The 19,353-nt window shown below is 64.2% G+C and carries 12 protein-coding genes; 9 read left to right on the top strand and 3 right to left on the bottom strand.

Annotated features, from left to right (window positions below):
• Nucleotides 1-79: 79 nt before the first annotated feature.
• Together HU760_RS03150 and putP are read right to left on the bottom strand one after the other, a co-directional pair.
• The gene (locus tag HU760_RS03150; RefSeq protein WP_170033092.1) at nucleotides 80-916 is read right to left on the bottom strand and encodes a 23S rRNA (adenine(2030)-N(6))-methyltransferase RlmJ; all 837 of its coding nucleotides are present in this window, start codon (nucleotides 914-916) and stop codon (nucleotides 80-82) included.
• A 185-nt stretch (nucleotides 917-1,101) separates the two neighbouring features.
• Nucleotides 1,102-2,580 (bottom strand): sodium/proline symporter PutP, encoded by a 1,479-nt coding sequence (gene putP / locus HU760_RS03145; RefSeq protein WP_186672439.1) that lies wholly within the window; start codon nucleotides 2,578-2,580, stop codon nucleotides 1,102-1,104.
• Between the two features lie 74 nt (nucleotides 2,581-2,654).
• On the opposite strand from putP, the gene HU760_RS03140 reads away from it, so the two are divergent.
• The 9 genes from HU760_RS03140 to yccS all read left to right on the top strand — a co-directional run bounded on the left by HU760_RS03140 (nucleotide 2,655) and on the right by yccS (nucleotide 18,391).
• Nucleotides 2,655-2,810 carry a hypothetical protein gene (locus tag HU760_RS03140; protein ID WP_186672437.1) on the top strand — a complete coding sequence of 52 codons (156 nt, stop codon included), beginning with the start codon at nucleotides 2,655-2,657 and terminating at the stop codon, nucleotides 2,808-2,810.
• Nucleotides 2,811-2,937: 127 nt separating this feature from the next.
• Entirely contained in the window at nucleotides 2,938-6,891 is a 3,954-nt protein-coding gene (putA, locus tag HU760_RS03135) for a trifunctional transcriptional regulator/proline dehydrogenase/L-glutamate gamma-semialdehyde dehydrogenase (protein WP_186672435.1), read from the top strand.
• A 303-nt stretch (nucleotides 6,892-7,194) separates the two neighbouring features.
• The gene (locus HU760_RS03130; RefSeq protein ID WP_186672427.1) at nucleotides 7,195-8,997 is read left to right on the top strand and encodes an acyl-CoA dehydrogenase; all 1,803 of its coding nucleotides are present in this window, start codon (nucleotides 7,195-7,197) and stop codon (nucleotides 8,995-8,997) included.
• A 31-nt stretch (nucleotides 8,998-9,028) separates the two neighbouring features.
• Nucleotides 9,029-10,474, top strand: coding sequence for a TldD/PmbA family protein (locus HU760_RS03125; RefSeq protein WP_186672425.1), 1,446 nt, complete (start codon nucleotides 9,029-9,031; stop codon nucleotides 10,472-10,474).
• Nucleotides 10,471-11,790, top strand: coding sequence for a TldD/PmbA family protein (locus tag HU760_RS03120; protein ID WP_186672424.1), 1,320 nt, complete (start codon nucleotides 10,471-10,473; stop codon nucleotides 11,788-11,790). The genes HU760_RS03125 and HU760_RS03120 overlap by 4 nt, the downstream gene beginning before the upstream one ends.
• A 127-nt stretch (nucleotides 11,791-11,917) precedes the next feature.
• Entirely contained in the window at nucleotides 11,918-13,345 is a 1,428-nt protein-coding gene (mdtD, locus tag HU760_RS03115) for a multidrug transporter subunit MdtD (protein ID WP_170033108.1), read from the top strand.
• Nucleotides 13,346-13,457: 112 nt separating this feature from the next.
• Entirely contained in the window at nucleotides 13,458-14,795 is a 1,338-nt protein-coding gene (dbpA, locus tag HU760_RS03110) for an ATP-dependent RNA helicase DbpA (protein WP_264081713.1), read from the top strand.
• A gap of 147 nt (nucleotides 14,796-14,942) precedes the next feature.
• Nucleotides 14,943-16,124, top strand: a complete 1,182-nt coding sequence (locus HU760_RS03105) for a BaiN/RdsA family NAD(P)/FAD-dependent oxidoreductase (protein WP_186672421.1) — start codon at nucleotides 14,943-14,945, stop codon at nucleotides 16,122-16,124.
• Nucleotides 16,125-16,207: 83 nt separating this feature from the next.
• Nucleotides 16,208-18,391 (top strand): YccS family putative transporter, encoded by a 2,184-nt coding sequence (gene yccS / locus HU760_RS03100; protein ID WP_186672419.1) that lies wholly within the window; start codon nucleotides 16,208-16,210, stop codon nucleotides 18,389-18,391.
• Nucleotides 18,392-18,460: 69 nt separating this feature from the next.
• Here yccS and HU760_RS03095 read toward each other — a convergent pair whose 3' ends face one another.
• Complete coding sequence (locus HU760_RS03095; RefSeq protein ID WP_186672417.1) at nucleotides 18,461-19,198, bottom strand: substrate-binding periplasmic protein; 738 nt, start codon at nucleotides 19,196-19,198, stop codon at nucleotides 18,461-18,463.
• Nucleotides 19,199-19,353: the final 155 nt, after the last annotated feature.

The following is a 19,353-nucleotide window of genomic DNA, read 5'->3' as shown; positions in this document are numbered from 1 at the left end:
AAAGGGCGGGATTATAACGCAAACATGTGCGCAACGCGGCAACCTGTACCGGCGATGAAGCCGGTACAGGCAACCGATATTATTCGGCGATCAGCCAGTCCATACGGAAGCTACCGGCGGTCTGCGCCAGCTCCTTGGCCAGCCATGGCAGCAGCTCGCGGAGTTCTTCCTCCAGCCCCCACGGCGGGTTGGCGATGGCCAGGCCAGAACCATTGAGGCCCTGCGGGCTGTCCTGGTGGTGCACGTACAGCTCGACCCGCAGCAGCTTCGGTGCGCCGGTGCTGGTCAGGTCCTGGTAGAAACGGGTCAGCGAACGCTGATCCTTGATCGGATACCAGATGGCCGCGACCGTCTGGCGCATGCGGCTGATCGCTTCTTTCATCGCCGTGGTGCAGCGCTTCAATTCATCAGCCTGCTCGAACGGCGGGTCGATCAGCATGATCGCGCGCTTTTCCTGCACCGGCAGCAGGGCGCGCGGCACATGCCAACCTTCGCCCAGGTGCACGACCACGCGCGGGTCCTTCTTCATGTTTTCCTTGAGCAGCGGCCCGTCTTCGGGGTGCTTCTCGTTGAGCAGGGCGCGGTCCTGCTGGCGCATCAGGCGGCGGGCCAGCTCGGGCGAACCGGGGTAATAGCGCAGCTCGCCATCAGCATTCAGGCGCTTGATGATACGCAGGTAGTCAGCAGCCATGGCCGGCAGGTCATCGCGGTTCCACAGGCGGGCCACCCCTTCCAGGTATTCGCCGGTGCGGGTTGCCTGGTCACCTTGCAGGTCGTACAGGCCGAGCCCTGCGTGGGTGTCGATGTAGGCGAACGGCTGCTCCTTGCGCGACATCAGGGCGATGAGGCGGGTCAGCACGATGTGCTTGAGGACGTCGGCGTGGTTGCCGGCGTGGAAGGCGTGACGATAATTCATGGCAACTCCTGCGGGGGTGGCAAGTTTACCTTGCCTTGCAGGCGGAGTCAGGCCTGCCTGTCGATCGGCGCGAGCTGCTTCGCGGGCTTGCCCGCTCCCACACGGCCTGCACAGATCTCAAATGCTGTGGAGTTCCTGTGGGAGCGGGCAGGCCCGCGAAGCAGGCGCCGCCGATTCAACCGGTATTACTTGTCAGCGTGATACGCCGCATCAGCCGTTTCGAAGCGCTGTACCATCGCTTTCGACGGGTTGCCCAGCTTGCTCACCACGATGATGGCGATGCTGGCGAACAGGAAGCCCGGGATGATTTCGTACAACCCGAGGGTGTCGAAGTTCTTCCACAGGATCACGGTCAGCGCACCGACCACGATACCGGCCAGCGCGCCGTTACGGGTCATGCCTTTCCACAGCACCGAAATCAGCACCACCGGGCCGAATGCAGCACCGAAACCGGCCCAGGCATAAGCCACCAGGCCCAGCACACGGTTTTCCGGGTTGGCGGCCAGGGCGATGGCGATCAGGGCCACGGCCAGCACCATCAGGCGACCGACCCACACCAGCTCGACCTGCGAAGCATTCTTGCGCAGGAAGGCCTTGTAGAAGTCCTCGGTCAGGGCGCTGGAGCACACCAGCAGCTGGCAGCTCAGGGTGCTCATGACGGCGGCCAGGATGGCCGACAGCAGTACACCGGCGACCCACGGGTTGAACAGGATCTTGGCCAGCTCGATGAACACACGCTCGTGGTTCTCGGTAACCGGGCCGGCCAGCTCGGGATGAGCCGAGAAGTAGGCGATACCGAAGAAGCCCACGGCACAGGTACCAGCCAGGCACAGGATCATCCAGGTCATGGAGATACGACGGGCGTTGGCGATCGACTTCACCGAGTCGGCAGCCATGAAACGCGCCAGGATGTGCGGCTGGCCGAAATAGCCCAGGCCCCAGCCCATCAGCGAGATGACGCCGATGAAGGTTGCACCCTTGAGCATGTCGAAGTGCGCCGGGTTGACCGCCTCGACGGCGGCAAAGGTCTGGTCGAAACCGCCGGTGGAGATCAGCACGATCACCGGGGTGAGGATAAGCGCGAAGATCATCAGCGATGCCTGCACGGTATCGGTCCAGCTCACTGCCAGGAACCCACCAATGAAGGTGTAGGCGATGGTTGCCGCCGCGCCGGCCCACAGGGCGGTTTCGTACGGCATGCCGAAGGTGCTCTCGAACAGACGGGCACCGGCAACGATGCCGGAAGCGCAATAGATGGTGAAGAACACCAGGATCACGATGGCCGAAATGATCCGCAGCAGGCCGCTATGGTCTTCGAAACGGCTGGAGAAGTAGTCCGGCAGGGTCAGTGCATCGCCGTTGTGCTCGGTCTGCACGCGCAGGCGGCCAGCGACGAACAGCCAGTTCAGGTAGGCGCCGACGGTCAGGCCGATGGCAATCCAGGCTTCGGACAAACCGGCGAAGTAGATGGCGCCCGGCAGGCCCATCAGCAGCCAGCCGCTCATGTCTGACGCACCGGCAGAAAGCGCGGTAACCACGCTGCCCAGGCTGCGTCCGCCGAGGATGTAGTCGGAGAGGTTCTTGGTGGAGCGATAGGCCGCGAAGCCGATCAGCACCATTGCCGCGATGTAGATCACGAACGTGATCGTTAGTGGGTTGCCCATATGTGTGCCCTGGCGTTTGTTTTTATCTCATGCACAACCGCAGCCATGGCGGTTGCACCCAGGCGGCGAATGCTATGCAACAACGCGAAGCGGGTGCAACCATTTTCCACCTGCAAGTTGCACCTGCCGGCGCATTTTCCGATAAAGCCCGTTTTTTGCTCCTTTTGGGAGCAATGAGGCCGGTTTTCAGAATAAAACGCACCGAAAACACCCCTTTTCAGAGCGCTTGACCGGACAGCTGACGAGTTGCACCTTTTTCATCAAAAATTAGGGTTGCACCTGGTTGCACCCGAATTGTCCTACAGCTACTCTTGGCGCCAGCTTAGGCCACAACCGTGGCAATAACGAGGATAAGAAATGGCGACGACCACCCTTGGGGTCAAACTCGATGACCCGACCCGTGAGCGACTCAAGGCAGCTGCGCAGTCCATTGACCGCACGCCGCACTGGTTGATCAAGCAAGCGATCTTCAACTACCTGGAGAAGCTCGAGGGTGGTGCCACCCTGACCGAACTCAACGGTCACGCCAGCAACCTGGCCGACGACGCTGGAGAAATCCAGCCCGACCACAGCCACCAGTGCTTCCTCGAATTCGCCGAGAGCATCCTGCCGCAGTCGGTGCTGCGCTCGGCGATTACCGCCGCCTATCGCCGCCCCGAACAGGAAGTGGTGCCGATGCTGCTGGAACAGGCACGCCTGAGCGTCCCACTGGCCGAGGCGACCAACAAGATGGCCGCAGGCCTTGCGGAAAAACTGCGTAACCAGAAGAGCGCCGGTGGCCGCGCCGGTATCGTCCAGGGCCTGCTGCAGGAGTTCTCGCTGTCGTCCCAGGAAGGCGTGGCGCTGATGTGCCTGGCCGAAGCCCTGCTGCGCATCCCCGACAAGGGCACCCGTGATGCGCTGATCCGCGACAAGATCAGCACCGGCAACTGGCAGCCACACCTGGGCAACAGCCCGTCGCTGTTCGTCAATGCCGCCACCTGGGGGCTGCTGCTGACCGGCAAGCTGGTGTCCACCCACAACGAATCCGGCCTCACTGCCTCGCTCACCCGTATTATTGGCAAGAGCGGCGAGCCGATGATCCGCAAGGGCGTCGACATGGCCATGCGCCTGATGGGCGAGCAGTTCGTCACTGGCGAAACCATCGCCGAAGCCCTGGCCAACGCCAGCCGCTTCGAGTCCAAGGGCTTCCGCTATTCCTACGACATGCTCGGCGAAGCCGCACTGACCGAGCATGACGCACAGAAGTACCTGGCGTCCTACGAGCAGGCCATCCATTCGATCGGCAAGGCCTCCCACGGCCGTGGCATCTATGAAGGCCCGGGCATCTCGATCAAGCTGTCGGCCCTGCACCCGCGCTACAGCCGCGCCCAGTACGAGCGCGTGATGGAAGAGCTGTACCCGCGCCTGCTGTCGCTGACCCTGCTGGCCAAGCAGTATGACATCGGCCTGAACATCGACGCCGAGGAAGCCGACCGCCTGGAGCTGTCGCTCGACCTGCTCGAGCGCCTGTGCTTCGAGCCTTCGCTGGCCGGCTGGAACGGTATCGGCTTCGTCATCCAGGCCTACCAGAAGCGCTGCCCTTACGTGATCGACTATGTCATCGACCTGGCCAAGCGCAGCCGTCACCGCCTGATGATCCGCCTGGTGAAGGGCGCCTACTGGGACAGCGAGATCAAGCGCGCCCAGGTCGAAGGCCTGGAAGGCTACCCGGTCTATACCCGCAAGGTGTACACCGACGTGTCCTACGTGGCCTGCGCCCGCAAGCTGCTGGCGGTGCCAGAAGCCATTTACCCGCAGTTCGCCACCCACAACGCCCACACCCTGTCGGCCATCTACCATATTGCCGGCCAGAACTACTACCCGGGCCAGTACGAGTTCCAGTGCCTTCACGGCATGGGCGAGCCGTTGTACGAGCAGGTGGTCGGCAAGATTTCCGAAGGCAAGCTGAACCGCCCGTGCCGCGTCTATGCACCGGTCGGCACCCACGAAACGCTGCTGGCCTACCTGGTGCGTCGCCTGCTGGAGAACGGCGCCAACACTTCGTTCGTCAACCGCATCGCCGACCATTCGATCTCCATCCAGGAACTGGTCGCCGACCCGGTCGCCAGCATCGAGCGCATGGGCACCCAGGAAGGCAGCATCGGCCTGCCGCACCCGCGCATCCCGCTGCCGCGTGAGCTGTATGGCAGCGAGCGGGCCAACTCGGCCGGCATCGACATGGCCAACGAACACCGCCTGGCGTCGCTGTCCTGCGCCATGCTGGCCACTGCCCACAACGACTGGAAAGCCGCCCCGCTGCTGGCCTGCGCCGCCAGCGAGAGCGCTGCCGTCGCCGTGCTGAACCCGGCGGACCACCGCGACGTGGTCGGCCATGTGCAGGAAGCCACTGTCGCCGACGTCGACAACGCCATCCAGTGCGCATTGAATGCCGCACCGATCTGGCAGGCCACCCCACCGGCCGAACGTGCTGCCATCCTGGAACGCACCGCCGACCTGATGGAAGCCGAGATCCAGCCGCTGATGGGCCTGCTCATCCGCGAAGCCGGCAAGACCTTCGCCAACGCCATCGCCGAAGTGCGTGAAGCCGTGGACTTCCTGCGCTACTACGCGGTGCAGGCACGCAACGACTTCAGCAACGACGCCCACCGCCCGTTGGGCCCGGTGGTGTGCATCAGCCCGTGGAACTTCCCGCTGGCGATCTTCACCGGCCAGGTGGCCGCGGCCCTGGCCGCCGGTAACCCGGTGCTGGCCAAGCCGGCCGAGCAAACCCCGCTGATCGCCGCCCAGGCCGTGCGTCTGCTGCTGGAGGCCGGCATTCCGCAAGGCGTGCTGCAACTGCTGCCAGGCCGTGGCGAAACCGTCGGTGCCGGCCTGGTCGGTGACGAGCGCGTCAAGGGCGTGATGTTTACCGGCTCCACCGAAGTCGCCCGCCTGCTCCAGCGCAACGTCGCCGGCCGTCTGGACAACCAGGGCCGCCCGATCCCGCTGATCGCCGAAACCGGTGGCCAGAACGCGATGATCGTCGACTCCTCGGCGCTGACCGAGCAGGTGGTGATCGACGTGGTGTCCTCGGCCTTCGACAGCGCCGGCCAGCGTTGCTCGGCACTGCGCGTGCTGTGCCTGCAGGAAGACTCCGCCGACCGCGTGATCGAAATGCTCAAGGGCGCCATGGCCGAAAGCCGCCTGGGTAGCCCGGACCGCCTGGCCGTGGACATCGGCCCGGTGATCGACGCCGAAGCCAAGGCCGGCATCGAGAAGCACATCCAGGGCATGCGTGAGAAAGGCCGCCCGGTCTACCAGGTGGCGATTGCCGATGCCGCCGAGATCAAGCGCGGTACCTTCGTCATGCCGACCCTGATCGAACTGGAAAGCTTCGACGAACTGAAGCGTGAGATCTTCGGCCCGGTGCTGCACGTGGTGCGCTACAACCGCCGCAATCTCGACCAGCTGATCGAGCAGATCAACAACTCCGGTTACGGCCTGACCCTCGGCGTGCACACGCGCATCGACGAGACCATTGCCAAGGTGGTGGAAACCGCCAATGCCGGCAACATGTACGTCAACCGCAACATCGTTGGTGCAGTGGTCGGTGTGCAACCGTTCGGTGGTGAAGGCCTGTCCGGCACCGGCCCGAAAGCCGGCGGCCCGCTGTACCTGTACCGCCTGCTGTCGACCCGCCCGGCCGACGCGATTGGCCGCCACTTCCAGCAGCAGGACGGCGAAGGCAAGCCAGACCGCACCCTGCACGAGCAACTGATCAAGCCGTTGCACGGCCTGAAAGCCTGGGCCGAGAGCAACCAGCATGCCGACCTGGCCGTGCTGTGCAACCAGTTTGCCAGCCAGTCGCAGAGCGGCATCGCCCGCCTGCTGCCAGGCCCGACCGGCGAGCGCAACAGCTACACCATCCTGCCGCGTGAGCACGTGCTGTGCCTGGCTGACAACGAAGCCGACCTGCTGGCGCAGTTCGCCGCAGTGCTGGCTGTGGGTAGCTCGGCGGTGTGGGTAGACGGTGAACCTGGCAAGGGCCTGCGCGCTCGCCTGCCGAAAGAGCTGCAGGCCAAGATCAAGCTGGTAGCGGACTGGAACAAGGACGAAGTGGCGTTCGACGCCGTGATCCACCATGGCGACTCGGACCAGCTGCGCGGCGTGTGCCAGCAGGTGGCCAAGCGTGCCGGGGCAATCGTCGGTGTACACGGGCTGTCCAGCGGGGATCATCAGATTGCGCTGGAGCGCCTGGTGATCGAGCGGGCGGTGAGTGTGAACACTGCGGCGGCGGGTGGTAACGCCAGCCTGATGACCATTGGCTGATGGCTGAGGGTTGCTGAAGAAAAGGAGAGCCTCGGCTCTCCTTTTTAATTTCCCAGATGGCGCACCTAAACCGGAGATCAATTTATCGGTCCGCATACCATGAAAAGCTGACGAACCTATACCTGATCCGTAACTGAATACGCTAATCAGTTGACCACTAGCATCAATTTTCGCCTTTCGTTTTCTTTAGCGTCAAAGCTGCGGCCTCAATAGTTTCTGAACCCCTATCACCAAATCCTATTAACCTCCTTTCTTGCCATCCAACCACCTACACTCGCAGCATCCCGCCTCAGGACCGCAACCATGCCCGAGACCCTGCTCAGCCCCCGCAACCTGGCCTTCGAGCTCTACGAAGTACTCGACGCCGAAGCCTTGACCCAGCGCCCGCGCTTTGCCGAACACAGCCGCGAAACCTTCGACGCCGCGCTCACCACCGCCCGCACCATCGCCGAAAAGCTCTTCGCCCCGCACAACCGCAAAGCCGATGAAAACGAGCCACGCTACGTCGACGGCCGCGCCGAACTGATCCCGGAAGTGAAACCTGCCATCAACGCCTTCCTTGAAGCAGGCTTCCTCAACGCCAACCGCGACTTCGAGGTCGGCGGCATGCAGTTGCCCAGCCTGGTCTCACAGGCCTGCTTCGCCCACTTCCAGGCCGCCAACGCCGGCACCACGGCCTACCCGTTCCTGACCATGGGCGCAGCCAACCTGATCGAAAGCTTCGGCGGCGAAGAACAGAAGCGCCTGTTCCTGCAGCCAATGATCGAGGGCCGTTACTTCGGCACAATGGCCCTGACCGAACCCCATGCCGGCTCTTCGCTTGCCGATATCCGCACCCGTGCCGAGCCTGCCGGTGACGGCAGCTACCGGCTCAAGGGCAACAAGATCTTCATTTCCGGCGGCGACCACGAACTGTCGGAAAACATCGTGCACATGGTGCTGGCCAAGCTGCCGGACGCCCCGCCCGGGGTGAAAGGCATCTCGCTGTTCATCGTGCCGAAGTACCTGGTCAACCCGGACGGCAGCCGCGGCCCACGCAACGACGTGCTGCTGGCCGGGCTGTTCCACAAGATGGGCTGGCGTGGCACCACCTCCACCGCGCTGAACTTCGGCGACAACGGCCAGTGCGTTGGCTACCTGGTCGGCCAGCCGCACCAGGGCCTGGCCTGCATGTTCCAGATGATGAACGAAGCCCGCATCGGCGTTGGCATGGGCGCAGTGATGCTCGGCTACGCCGGTTACCTGTACTCGCTGGACTATGCCCGCCAGCGGCCGCAGGGCCGGCTGCCGGACAACAAGGACCCGCACAGCCCGGCGGTGCCGATTGTCGAGCACACGGATGTGAAGCGCATGCTGCTGGCCCAGAAGGCCTATGTGGAAGGCGCGTTCGACCTGGGCCTGTACGCAGCGCGCCTGTTCGATGACACCCACACCGCCGCCGATGAAAGCACCCGCAAGCAGGCACAGGACCTGCTCGACCTGCTGACCCCGATCGTAAAGTCCTGGCCTTCGACGTTCTGCCTCAAGGCCAACGAACTGGCGATCCAGATTCTTGGCGGCCACGGCTACACCCGTGAATACCCCGTCGAGCAGTACTATCGCGACAACCGCCTGAACCCCATTCACGAAGGCACCGAGGGCATCCAGTCGCTTGACCTGCTGGGCCGCAAGCTGGCACAACACAACGGCGCCGGGCTCAAGCAACTGGTCCGCCTGATCGCCGCCACCGGCGAACGCGCCAGCCATCACCCCAACCTCGACCCACTGCGCCAGCCACTGGAACAACTGGTCAATCGCCTGCAAGCCGTCACCCTGGCCCTGCTCGGCGACCTGGCCGAAGGCAAAGTCGCCAGTGCCCTGGCCAACTCGGCCCTGTATCTCAAGGCCTTCGGCCACTGCGTGATCGGCTGGCGCTGGCTGGAACAGGCCATTCACGCCGAGCTTGGCCTGCTCAAGGGCAGCCCGGTCGACCGCGACTTCTACCTTGGCAAGCTGCAGGCCGCACGCTATTTCCTGACTTGGGAAGTACCGGGCTGCCATAATGAGCTGGCATTGCTCGAGGCGCGCGACGACACCTGCCTCGCCATGCAAGACGGGTGGTTCTAGGGGGAGCCACCGTGTACACGGAGGCTTCCGAATGTTCGATTCCAGCGCCCTGCTGCGTCAGCGCTTTGCCGCGCTGCGCAGTACGGCCGAGTTGTTTTCCCTGCGCCATGTGAAACAGTCGCACCAGGCGCTGTCGGTGCGCCGCAATGTCGCCGAACCGCCGCTGTTCAATCAGGACGAAGGCGCCATGCTCACCGTGCGGATCAATGGCGTGGATGCCTATGCCGCCACCGCCGACCTGTCCCAGGCCGGCTTGCAACGCGCGCTGGAGCAAGCCGAGGCACTGGCCCGGCAGATCGCCCGGCACAGCCTGCTGGACCTGCGCGGGCAGGCAGTGACCAATGCCCACCATGACCACATTTCGCCCAACTTCGACCAGCCTGTGCCCTCCCTCGCCGACTGCCTTGGCCTGCTCGTCGCGGAATCGGCCAGCGTGCCCAAGGACAGCCGCCTGGTGGACTGGCAAGCCAGCCTGGGCATGAGCCTGGTCGAGCAAACCTATCTGAATTCGGCAGGCGCGCAACTGCGCCATGCTCAGCGCTTCCTGTTCCCCGGCCTTGGGGTGACCGCCAGCGACGGCCAGGATAGCCAGAGCCGCAGCCTGGGCCGCGACAACTTCGGCCAGCAAGGGGGCTTCGAGATCATCGAGCGCTGCGGCCTGGTGGGCGCCGCCCGCCGGGTAGCGGACGAGGCGCTGCAACTGCTGCTGGCACCGAACACCCCCAGCGGCCCGCGCGACCTGCTGTTGATGCCGGACCAGATGATGCTGCAGATTCACGAATCGATCGGTCACCCGCTGGAGATGGACCGCATCCTCGGCGACGAGCGCAACTACGCCGGCACCAGCTTCGTCAAAGCCAGCGATTTTGGCCACCTGCAGTACGGCTCCAGCCTGCTGAACGTGACCTTCGACCCGACCATCGGCGAAGAGCTGGCCAGCTACAGCTTCGATGACGACGGCACCCCGGCCAGCAAACAGTTCCTGATCCGCAACGGCCTGTTGCTACGCCCGCTCGGCGGTGCCCTGTCGCAGTTCCGCTCCGGCCTGGACGGCGTGGCCAACAGCCGCGCCTGCGGCTGGAACCGTGCGCCGATCGACCGCATGGCCAACCTCAACATCGAGCCGGGTGACAAATCGCTGAGCCAACTGATCGAGGGTATCGAGCACGGCATTCTGATGCGCACCAACCGCTCCTGGTCCATCGACGACGCGCGCAACAAGTTCCAGTTCGGCTGCGAATGGGGCCAACTGATCGAAAACGGCGAACTCAAGGGCATCGTCAAGAACCCCAACTACCGCGGCATTTCCGCGCATTTCTGGCGTGACCTGGCGGCAGTCGGAGACCGCAGCACCCTCCAGGTGCTGGGTACGCCCAACTGCGGCAAGGGCGAACCCAACCAGGTGGTACGGGTTGGTCACGCCTCGCCAGCCTGCGTGTTCCGCCAGATCGATGTATTCGGAGGAGACGCCTCGTGAAGAACGCTTTCGAAACCCTGGTCGCGGACCTGAGCAAAGCCTTGCAGGCGGGCGAGCAGTTCACCCTCGGCTACAGTGCCGAGCAGTCGCAGTTCGTGCGCTTCAATCATGCCAAGGTGCGCCAGGCTGGCGAAGTGAGCCAGGCCAGTGCGCAACTGCGGCTGATCCGCGATGGCCGTCAGGCGGAGCAACAGGTGACCTTGAGTGGTGACCCGCTACTCGATAGCCAGCGCCTGGACACTGCCCTTGAACAACTGCGCCAGACCTTGCCGCTGTTGGCCGTCGATCCGTACCTGTGCCTGGACGAAAGCGCCTGGCACAGCCACAGCCAGCAACAACAGCCGCTACCCGAACTGAATGAAGTACTGGCCCTGCTCGAACGCGAAGCCGGCGACCTGGACCTGGTCGGCATCTATGCCGCAGGCCCCATCTGCCGGGGCTTCGCCAGCTCGTTCGGGGCCTTCGGCTGGCACCAGGCCAACAGCTTCAACTTCGACTGGAGCCTGTTCCACGAAAACGGCGAGGCGGTGAAGGCCAACTACGCAGGGCAGGATTGGCGCGCTGACGACTTCATCACGCGCCTGCGCCAGGCACGGGAACAACTGGGCTTCCTCGGCCGCCCGGCAATTACCCTCAAGCCTGGCAGCTACCGCGCCTACCTGGCCCCGGCGGCGATGGACGAAATCGCTGGGATGTTGTGCTGGGGCGGCTTTTCCGCGCAGGCCCTGGCCACCGGTAACAGCGCCCTGCAGCGCCTCTACAACGGCGACGCGCGGCTAAGCCCACTGGTGAGTTTCACCGAGCAGGTCAGCGGCTCGCTGAGCCCGGCATTCTCGGATGAAGGCTCGCCGCGCCTGGACGTGCCGCTGATCCAGCAAGGCGAGGCACTGCAACGGCTGGTCAGCGCACGCAGCTCGGCCGAATTCGGGCTGCTGGCCAACGGGGCCGACAGCTACGAATCGCCATGCGCGCTCAGCCTTGCACCAGGTAGCTTGCCCAGCGCACAGGTGCTTGAGCAGCTCGGTACCGGGCTGTACATCAGCAACCTCTGGTACCTGAACTACTCGGACCTGCCGGCTGCGCGGATGACCGGGCTGACCCGCTTCGCCACGTTCTGGGTAGAGAATGGGCAGATCCAAGGGCCGGTGCGCACCATGCGCTTCGATGACAGCCTGTACAACTTGCTGGGTAACCAGCTGGAGCACCTGACCCGCGAGCGCGAGATGATTCTATCGACCAGTACCTATGGGCAGCGCAGTACCGGGTCGAGTCATTTGCCGGGGGCGCTGGTCAAAGGGTTGACTCTGACATTGTGATAGACACCACCGGCCTCTTCGCGGGCACGCCCGCTCCCACAGGGATTGCACCCTCATCGAATGCGATGCGCTCCCGGTGGGAGCGGGCGTGCCCGCGAAAGGGCCGGTACTGACAAACGAGGAAGTCATGCCCGAACGCACTCCGCTGGACCCCGTCACCGCTCGCTGGATCCCCTGGGTGGTGGCCATCGCCTTCTTCATGCAGTCCCTGGACGGCACCATCCTCAACACCGCATTGCCGGCCATGGCCCGCTCGCTGGCCGAAGACCCGCTGCGCATGCAAGGCGTGATCGTCGCCTACATGCTCACCGTGGCCCTGCTGATCCCCGCCTCGGGCTGGATCGCCGACCGCTTCGGTACCAAGCGCATCTTTTTCAGCGCCATCCTGCTGTTCAGCTTCGGCTCGCTGCTGTGCGCGGCAGCCAACAGCCTCGGTTTCCTCATCTTCGCCCGTGTCGTGCAGGGCCTGGGGGGTGCGCTGATGCTGCCAGTCGGCCGCCTGGTGGTACTGCGGGCCTACCCACGCACCGAGTTGGTGCGCATCATGAGTTTCATCACCATTCCCGGTCTGCTCGGCCCGCTGTTGGGCCCGACGGTCGGCGGCTGGCTGGTGGAAATTCTCAGCTGGCACTGGATCTTCCTGCTCAACCTGCCCGTTGGCCTGGTCGGCTGCTACGCCGTGTGGAAGTTCATCCCCGACCTGCGCGGCGCCGAACGCACGACCTTCGACGGCCCGGGATTCCTGCTGTTTGGTGCAGCAATGGTGCTGATCACCATCGCCATGGAGGGCCTGGGCGAACTGCACCTGCCACACCTGCGGGTGATGTTGCTGCTGTTCGCCGGCATGGCCTGCCTGGCGGCCTACTGGCTGCGCGCCGGGCGCGACCCGGAGCCACTGTTCTCGCCCAGCCTGTTCCGTGTGCGCACCTTTGCCATCGGCATACTCGGCAACCTGTTCGCCCGCCTGGGCAGTGGCGCCCTGCCGTTCCTGGTGCCGTTGCTGCTGCAGGTGGCGCTGGGCTACTCGCCGGCCCAGGCCGGCATGAGCATGATTCCACTGGCTGCTGCGGCCATGCTGGCCAAGTCCATCGCCCGGCCGCTGATCGAACGCTTCGGCTACCGCATCATCCTCACCGGCAACACTTTGCTGCTGGGCGTGCTACTGGCCAGCCTGGGCCTGGTCGACGAGCAAACCCCTTATGCCGTGTTGCTGCTTCAGCTGGGCCTGCTGGGGGCAGTCAATTCCATGCAGTTCACGGCAATGAACACGGTGACCCTTATCGACCTTGACGACGCCAGCGCCAGCAGCGGCAACAGCCTGCTGTCGGTCGTGGCGCAGTTGGCCTTGAGCCTGGGCGTGGCCTGCGCCGGGGCGCTGCTTGGTGGCTTTACCGCTGCCGGCAGCGCCGAGGGCGTGGAAACCACCCTGGGGGCATTCCAGCTGACCTTCGTCACCATCGGCGTGATGGCCATGCTGGCAGCAGCGATCTTCCTGCAGCTGGCGCCGACGGACGGAAGGCGTGCCCGTCGTCCGGAACAACACATGGAGTCGTAGGGCGAATGGCCACGAGGCTGGTAGACTATGCGGCATTTTTCGCTTCGCACCGCAGGCCCGCCTCGTGACCACCGACTCCACCGCCTTTGCCTCCCTGCCGCTGTCCGCTGCCATGCTGGCCAACCTGGACGCCCTCGGCTATGCCTCGATGACGCCGATTCAGGCCGAGAGCCTGCCGGTCATCCTCAAGGGCCAGGACCTGATCGCCCAGGCCAAGACCGGCAGCGGCAAGACTGCCGCCTTCGGCATCGGCCTGCTCAACCCGATCAACCCGCGCTATTTCGGCTGCCAGGCGTTGGTGCTGTGCCCCACCCGCGAGCTTGCCGACCAGGTGGCCAAGGAATTGCGCCGCTTGGCCCGCGCCGAGGACAACATCAAGATCCTGACCCTGTGCGGCGGCGTTTCGCTGGGCCCGCAGATCGCTTCGCTGGAGCATGGCGCGCACATCATCGTCGGCACTCCGGGGCGCATCCAACAGCACCTGGACAAGGGCACCCTGGTGCTCGACGGCCTGAACACCCTGGTGCTGGATGAAGCCGACCGCATGCTCGACATGGGCTTCTTCGACGCCATCGCCAGCATCATCGGCAAGACCCCGTCGCGCCGCCAGACCCTGCTGTTCTCGGCCACCTACCCGGCCGGTATCAAGCAACTGGCCGCCGACTTCATGCGCAACCCGCAACAGGTCAAGGTCGAGAGCCTGCATACTGACAACCAGATCGAGCAGCGTTTCATCGAAATCGACCCGCAACAGCGCCTGGAGGCCGTCACCCGTGTGCTCGGCCACTACCGCCCGCAGTCCTGCGTGGCGTTCTGCTTCACCAAGCAGCAGTGCGAGGACGTGGTCGCCCATCTGACCGCCAAAGGCATCGTTGCCCAGGCCCTGCACGGCGACCTGGAGCAGCGCGACCGCGACCAGGTGCTGACCATGTTCGCCAACCGCAGCAGTTCGGTGCTGGTAGCCACCGACGTGGCTGCACGCGGCCTGGACATCGACGGCCTGGACATGGTCATCAACGTCGAGCTGGCACGTGACGCGGAAATCCATGTACACCGCGTGGGCCGTACTGGCCGTGCGGGCGAAAAAGGTATTGCGGTCAGCCTGGTGGCACCTGCCGAGGGCCACCGCGCCCAGGCCATCGAAGACCTGCAGAAAAGCCCGCTGCGCTGGGACCAGCTGGACAGCCTGAAGAGCAAGGGCGGCGAGCCGCTGCTGCCGCTGATGAGCACCCTGTGCATCGCCGCCGGACGCAAGGACAAGCTGCGCCCGGGCGACATCCTTGGTGCGCTGACCGGAGATGCCGGGATCCCGGGCAAACAGGTGGGCAAGATCGCGATCTTCGACTTCCAGGCGTTCGTGGCCGTGGAGCGGGCGCTGGCCAAGCAGGCCATGCAGCGTTTGAACAGCGGCAAGATCAAGGGTCGCTCGTTGAAAGTCCGTATCGTCTGACATCTTTGGGGCTGCTTGGCAGCCCATCGCAGGCAAGCCAGCTCTCACAGAGGAAGCACCCGCCCTAAGGCTTGTGCAGCCCTTGTGGGAGCTGGCTTGCCTGCGATAGGCCGCACAGCGGCCCCAGCCAATTCATGAGGTAACACCGTGCACTCCACCGACGTGATCATCCTCGGCGCCGGCGCCGCCGGCCTGATGTGCGCCCAGCTCAGCGCCCGTCGTGGCCGCCGGGTACTGGTACTCGACCACGCCAACAAACCGGGCAAGAAGATCCTCATGTCCGGCGGCGGGCGCTGCAACTTCACCAACCTGTACACCGAACCCGGCAACTTCCTCTCGCACAACGCACACTTCTGCAAGTCGGCCCTGGCCCGCTACACCCAGTGGGACTTCATCGAGCTGGTGTGCAAGCACGGCGTGCCCTACCACGAGAAGAAGCTCGGTCAACTGTTCTGCGACAACAAGGCCAGCGACATCCTCGATATGCTGCTGGCCGAATGCGACGAGGCCGGTGCCGAGATCCGCATGCACACCAGCATCGAACAGATCGAAAAGACCGAAGGCGGCTACCTGCTGCAGACCAGCAGCGGCCAGTTCGCCTGCCAGTCGCTGGTGATCGCCACCGGCGGCCTGTCGATCCCGACCCTGGGTGCCACTGGCTTCGGCTACCAGGTGGCGCGCCAATTCGGCCATACCCTGCTGCCGACCCGCGCCGGCCTGGTGCCATTCACCATCACCGAGCCCCAACTCAAGGCACTGTGCACCGAGCTGTCCGGCACCTCGCTGGATTGCACCGCCAGCTGCAACGGCACCAGCTTTCGCGAGAACCTGCTGTTCACCCACCGCGGCCTGAGCGGCCCGGCGATCCTGCAGATCTCATCGTTCTGGGAAGCCGGTGACACGGTCGAGATCAACCTGCTGCCCGACCGCGATGCGCTGGCCTGGCTGCAACAGATGCAGGCCGAACGCGCCAACGCCGAACTGAAGACCGTGCTGGGCGAAGTGTTCACCCGCAAGCTGGCCAACCTGCTGGCCGAGCAGTGGTTCGAGTCCAGGCCCATGAAGCAGTACACCCCGGCAGAACTGGCGCAGATCGCCGAGAAGCTGGCGAACTGGCAGGTAGTGCCGGCCGGCACCGAGGGCTACCGCACCGCCGAGGTAACCTTGGGCGGCGTTGACACCCGCGAAGTGTCGTCCAAGACCATGGAGTCGCTGAAGAGCCCCGGCTTGTATTTCATCGGCGAGGTGCTGGATGTGACCGGCCACCTGGGCGGTTTCAATTTCCAGTGGGCCTGGGCCTCCGCCAACGCCGCGGCGCAGTTCGTGTAGAGTAGAATCCATTCAGCAGCACGGAACGCTTCTTGCTGACCGTGCCGCCATGCATTCAATCGCTCACTGCCCAGCAGGCCATCATGTCATCGAGCTCGTTCCGTCAGTCACTGCGTCGCCTGTGGGGCCAAGACAAGTTCAGCTACAGCATCCGGGTCACCATCGCCCTCACCGGCAGCCTGGCCCTGTGCTGGTACCAGAACGAGATGGCCCTGCTGATTCCGCTGTTCCTCGGCATCATCGCCAGCGCCCTGGCGGAAACCGACGACAGCTGGCAGGGCCGCCTCAGCGCCCTGGCCGTTACTCTGGTGTGTTTTGCGATCGCCGCGCTGGCAGTCGAGCTGCTGTTCCCCTACCCCTGGATCTTCGTCATTGCCCTGGCTGTAGCCGCCTTCAGCCTGACCATGCTCGGGGCGCTGGGCGAACGCTATGGCGCCATCGCTTCGGCGACCTTGATCACCTCGGTCTACACCATGATTGGCGTGGACCAGCGCGGTGGCCAGGTCACCGACTTCTGGCATGAACCGTTGCTGCTGGTGGCAGGTGCGGCCTGGTACGGGCTGCTGTCAGTGCTATGGCAAGCGTTGTTTTCCAACCAGCCGGTGCAGCAGAGCCTGGCCAAGCTGTTCTTCGAGCTGGGCAGCTACCTCAAACTCAAGGCCAGCCTGTTCGAGCCCATCCGCACCCTCGACATCGAAGCTCGGCGCCTGGAGCTGGCCCAGCAGAACGGCAGAGTGGTGGCGGCCCTCAACGCAGCCAAGGAAATCATCCTGCATCGGGTAGGCAACAGCCAGCCCAATTCCAAGGTCAGCCGCTACCTCAAGCTGTATTTCCTGGCGCAGGACATCCATGAACGGGTCAGCGCCTCGCATTACCCGTACAACGCCCTGACCGAGGCGTTCTTCCACAGCGACGTGATGTTCCGCTGCCAACGCCTGCTGCGCAAACAGGGCTCGTCCTGCCAGGAACTGGCCCGTTCGATCCGCCTGCGCCAGCCGTTCGTCCTGGCCAGCGGTTATCCCGAAGCGCTTGAGGACCTCAACGCCTCGCTGGAACATCTGCGCATCCAGAGCAACCCGGCGTGGCGCGGCCTGCTGCGCTCGCTGAGGGCGCTGGCGGCCAACCTGGCGACGCTGGACCGCCTGCTCAGTGCGGCCAGTAACCCGGACAGCCTGGCCGATGCCAGCGACAGCAGCCTGCTCGACCGCTCACCACGCTCGCTGAAGGACGTGTGGACGCGCTTGCGCACCCAACTGACACCGACCTCACTGCTGTTCCGCCACGCCTTGCGCCTGCCGCTGGCATTGTCTATCGGCTATGGCATGGTGCACCTGATCCACCCGACCCAAGGCTACTGGATCATCCTCACCACCCTGTTCGTATGCCAGCCCAACTACGGTGCAACCCGGCGCAAGCTGGGGCAACGGATAGTCGGTACCGCGTTCGGCCTTACCGTCGGTTGGGCGTTGTTCGACCTGTTCCCCAACCCGGTCGTGCAGTCGTTGTTCGCCGTGGTTGCCGGGGTGGTGTTCTTCGTCAACCGCACCACCCGCTATACCTTGGCCACGGCAGCCATCACCCTGATGGTGCTGTTCTGTTTCAACCAGATCGGCGATGGCTACGGCCTGTTCCTGCCACGCCTGTTCGATACCCTGGTGGGCAGCCTGATCGCCATTCTTGCGGTATTCCTGTTCCTGCCCGACTGGCAGGGGCGACGCTTGAACAAGGTGCTGGCCAATACCCTGACCTGCGCCAGCGTGTACCTGCGCCAGATCATGCAGCAGTACGCCCACGGCAAGCGCGACGACCTGGCCTACCGCCTGGCCCGGCGTAACGCCCATAACGCTGACGCAGCACTGTCCACCACCCTGGCCAACATGCTCATGGAGCCAGGGCATTTCCGCAAGGAAGCCGACGTTGGTTTCCGCTTCCTGGTGCTGTCGCATACCTTGCTCAGCTACCTCTCCGGGCTGGGCGCACACCGCGATACCGCCTTGCCGGCGGAGGTGCAGGAACAATTGATCGAAGGTGCCGGGCAGAGCCTGGCCAGCAGCCTGGACGAGATCGCCAATGGCCTGGCCGCGCGCTCGCCGGTGGCGATTCACAGTGATGCCGAAGAGGCGCTGGCCACTACCCTGGAGCAGATGCCGGAAGAGCTGGACGAGCACCAACGCCTGGTGCAGACGCAGTTGGCATTGATTTGCCGGCAGTTGGCACCGTTGCGGACCTTGGCAGCGCACCTGATCAAGGAAGGTGCGCCGAGCTGATTTCCTGTCTGGTCTGTGCGAGCCTCTTTGCCGGTTTACCCGCGAAGAGGCCTGCGCAGACGATAGCGGTCAGAAACCATACTGGTGCAGCAGCCGCGCATAGCTGCCATCGGCTCTCATCGCCGCAATCGCCTGCTCGAACCGCTCAACGATCCGTGCATGCTCGGGGTGCTTCAGGCTGACCAGGATGTGCAGGGTGTTCTCTCCCAGCGGAGGCTCAACCAGCTTCACCCCATCACGCACCGCCTGCGGCTCACGCTGCAGGTTGTAACGGGCCACGTACTCGTCTTCCACCGCCAGGTCCACCCGCCCCGCTGCCAACATGCGCACCGCCGACGAAAAGTTGCGCACCGGTACCTTGCGCAGCTGGGTGTCATTGTCGAACTCCGGGGAATAGGCGTAACCACGCACCACAGCGATGCTGTAGGGATACAAATCGGACTGGCGCGCATAACGGAACGTATCGCCCGTGCGCTGCAGCAGACGGATGCGGTTATTCAGATAGGCGGAGGAAAACTGCCCGATGCGTTCGCGCGAATCGTTGTACCAGGCGTTGATCAGCACGTCGTAGCGCCCTTCGCCTATCCCGAGCAACGCCCGCGCCCACGGCACCTCTTCAAACTCGCTGGTATAACCGGCCCGGGTCAGCGCGGTGCTGACAATACTGGTCGCCAGGCCGCCGCCCGGCATGCCGGCGTCGGTGAACGGGGGCCAGTTGTCTGCCACCAGGCGCAGCTTGTCCAGACCCAGGGCGGGGGTTGCCAGCGTCATTGCCAGTAATCCCAGAACACATAGCAGTGGCCGCATGCTCAAGTCCTTTTCGCAATGAGGGAGCACACATTGTCAGGGCGGTCTTCTTCGCAACTGCCGATGAGATTACACAAAGGCTGTGTTCAGGACAGCGGCCAATAGTGTCATTTAGCCTCTATTTTGGCCGAAGCACATATTCAGGGCGCAACATT

Source organism: Pseudomonas oryzicola, assembly GCF_014269185.2.
GTDB classification, from domain to species: domain Bacteria; phylum Pseudomonadota; class Gammaproteobacteria; order Pseudomonadales; family Pseudomonadaceae; genus Aquipseudomonas; species Aquipseudomonas oryzicola.
The sequence above is the reverse complement of the archived record's forward strand: the minus strand, read 5'-3'. Positions and strand labels throughout refer to the sequence as shown.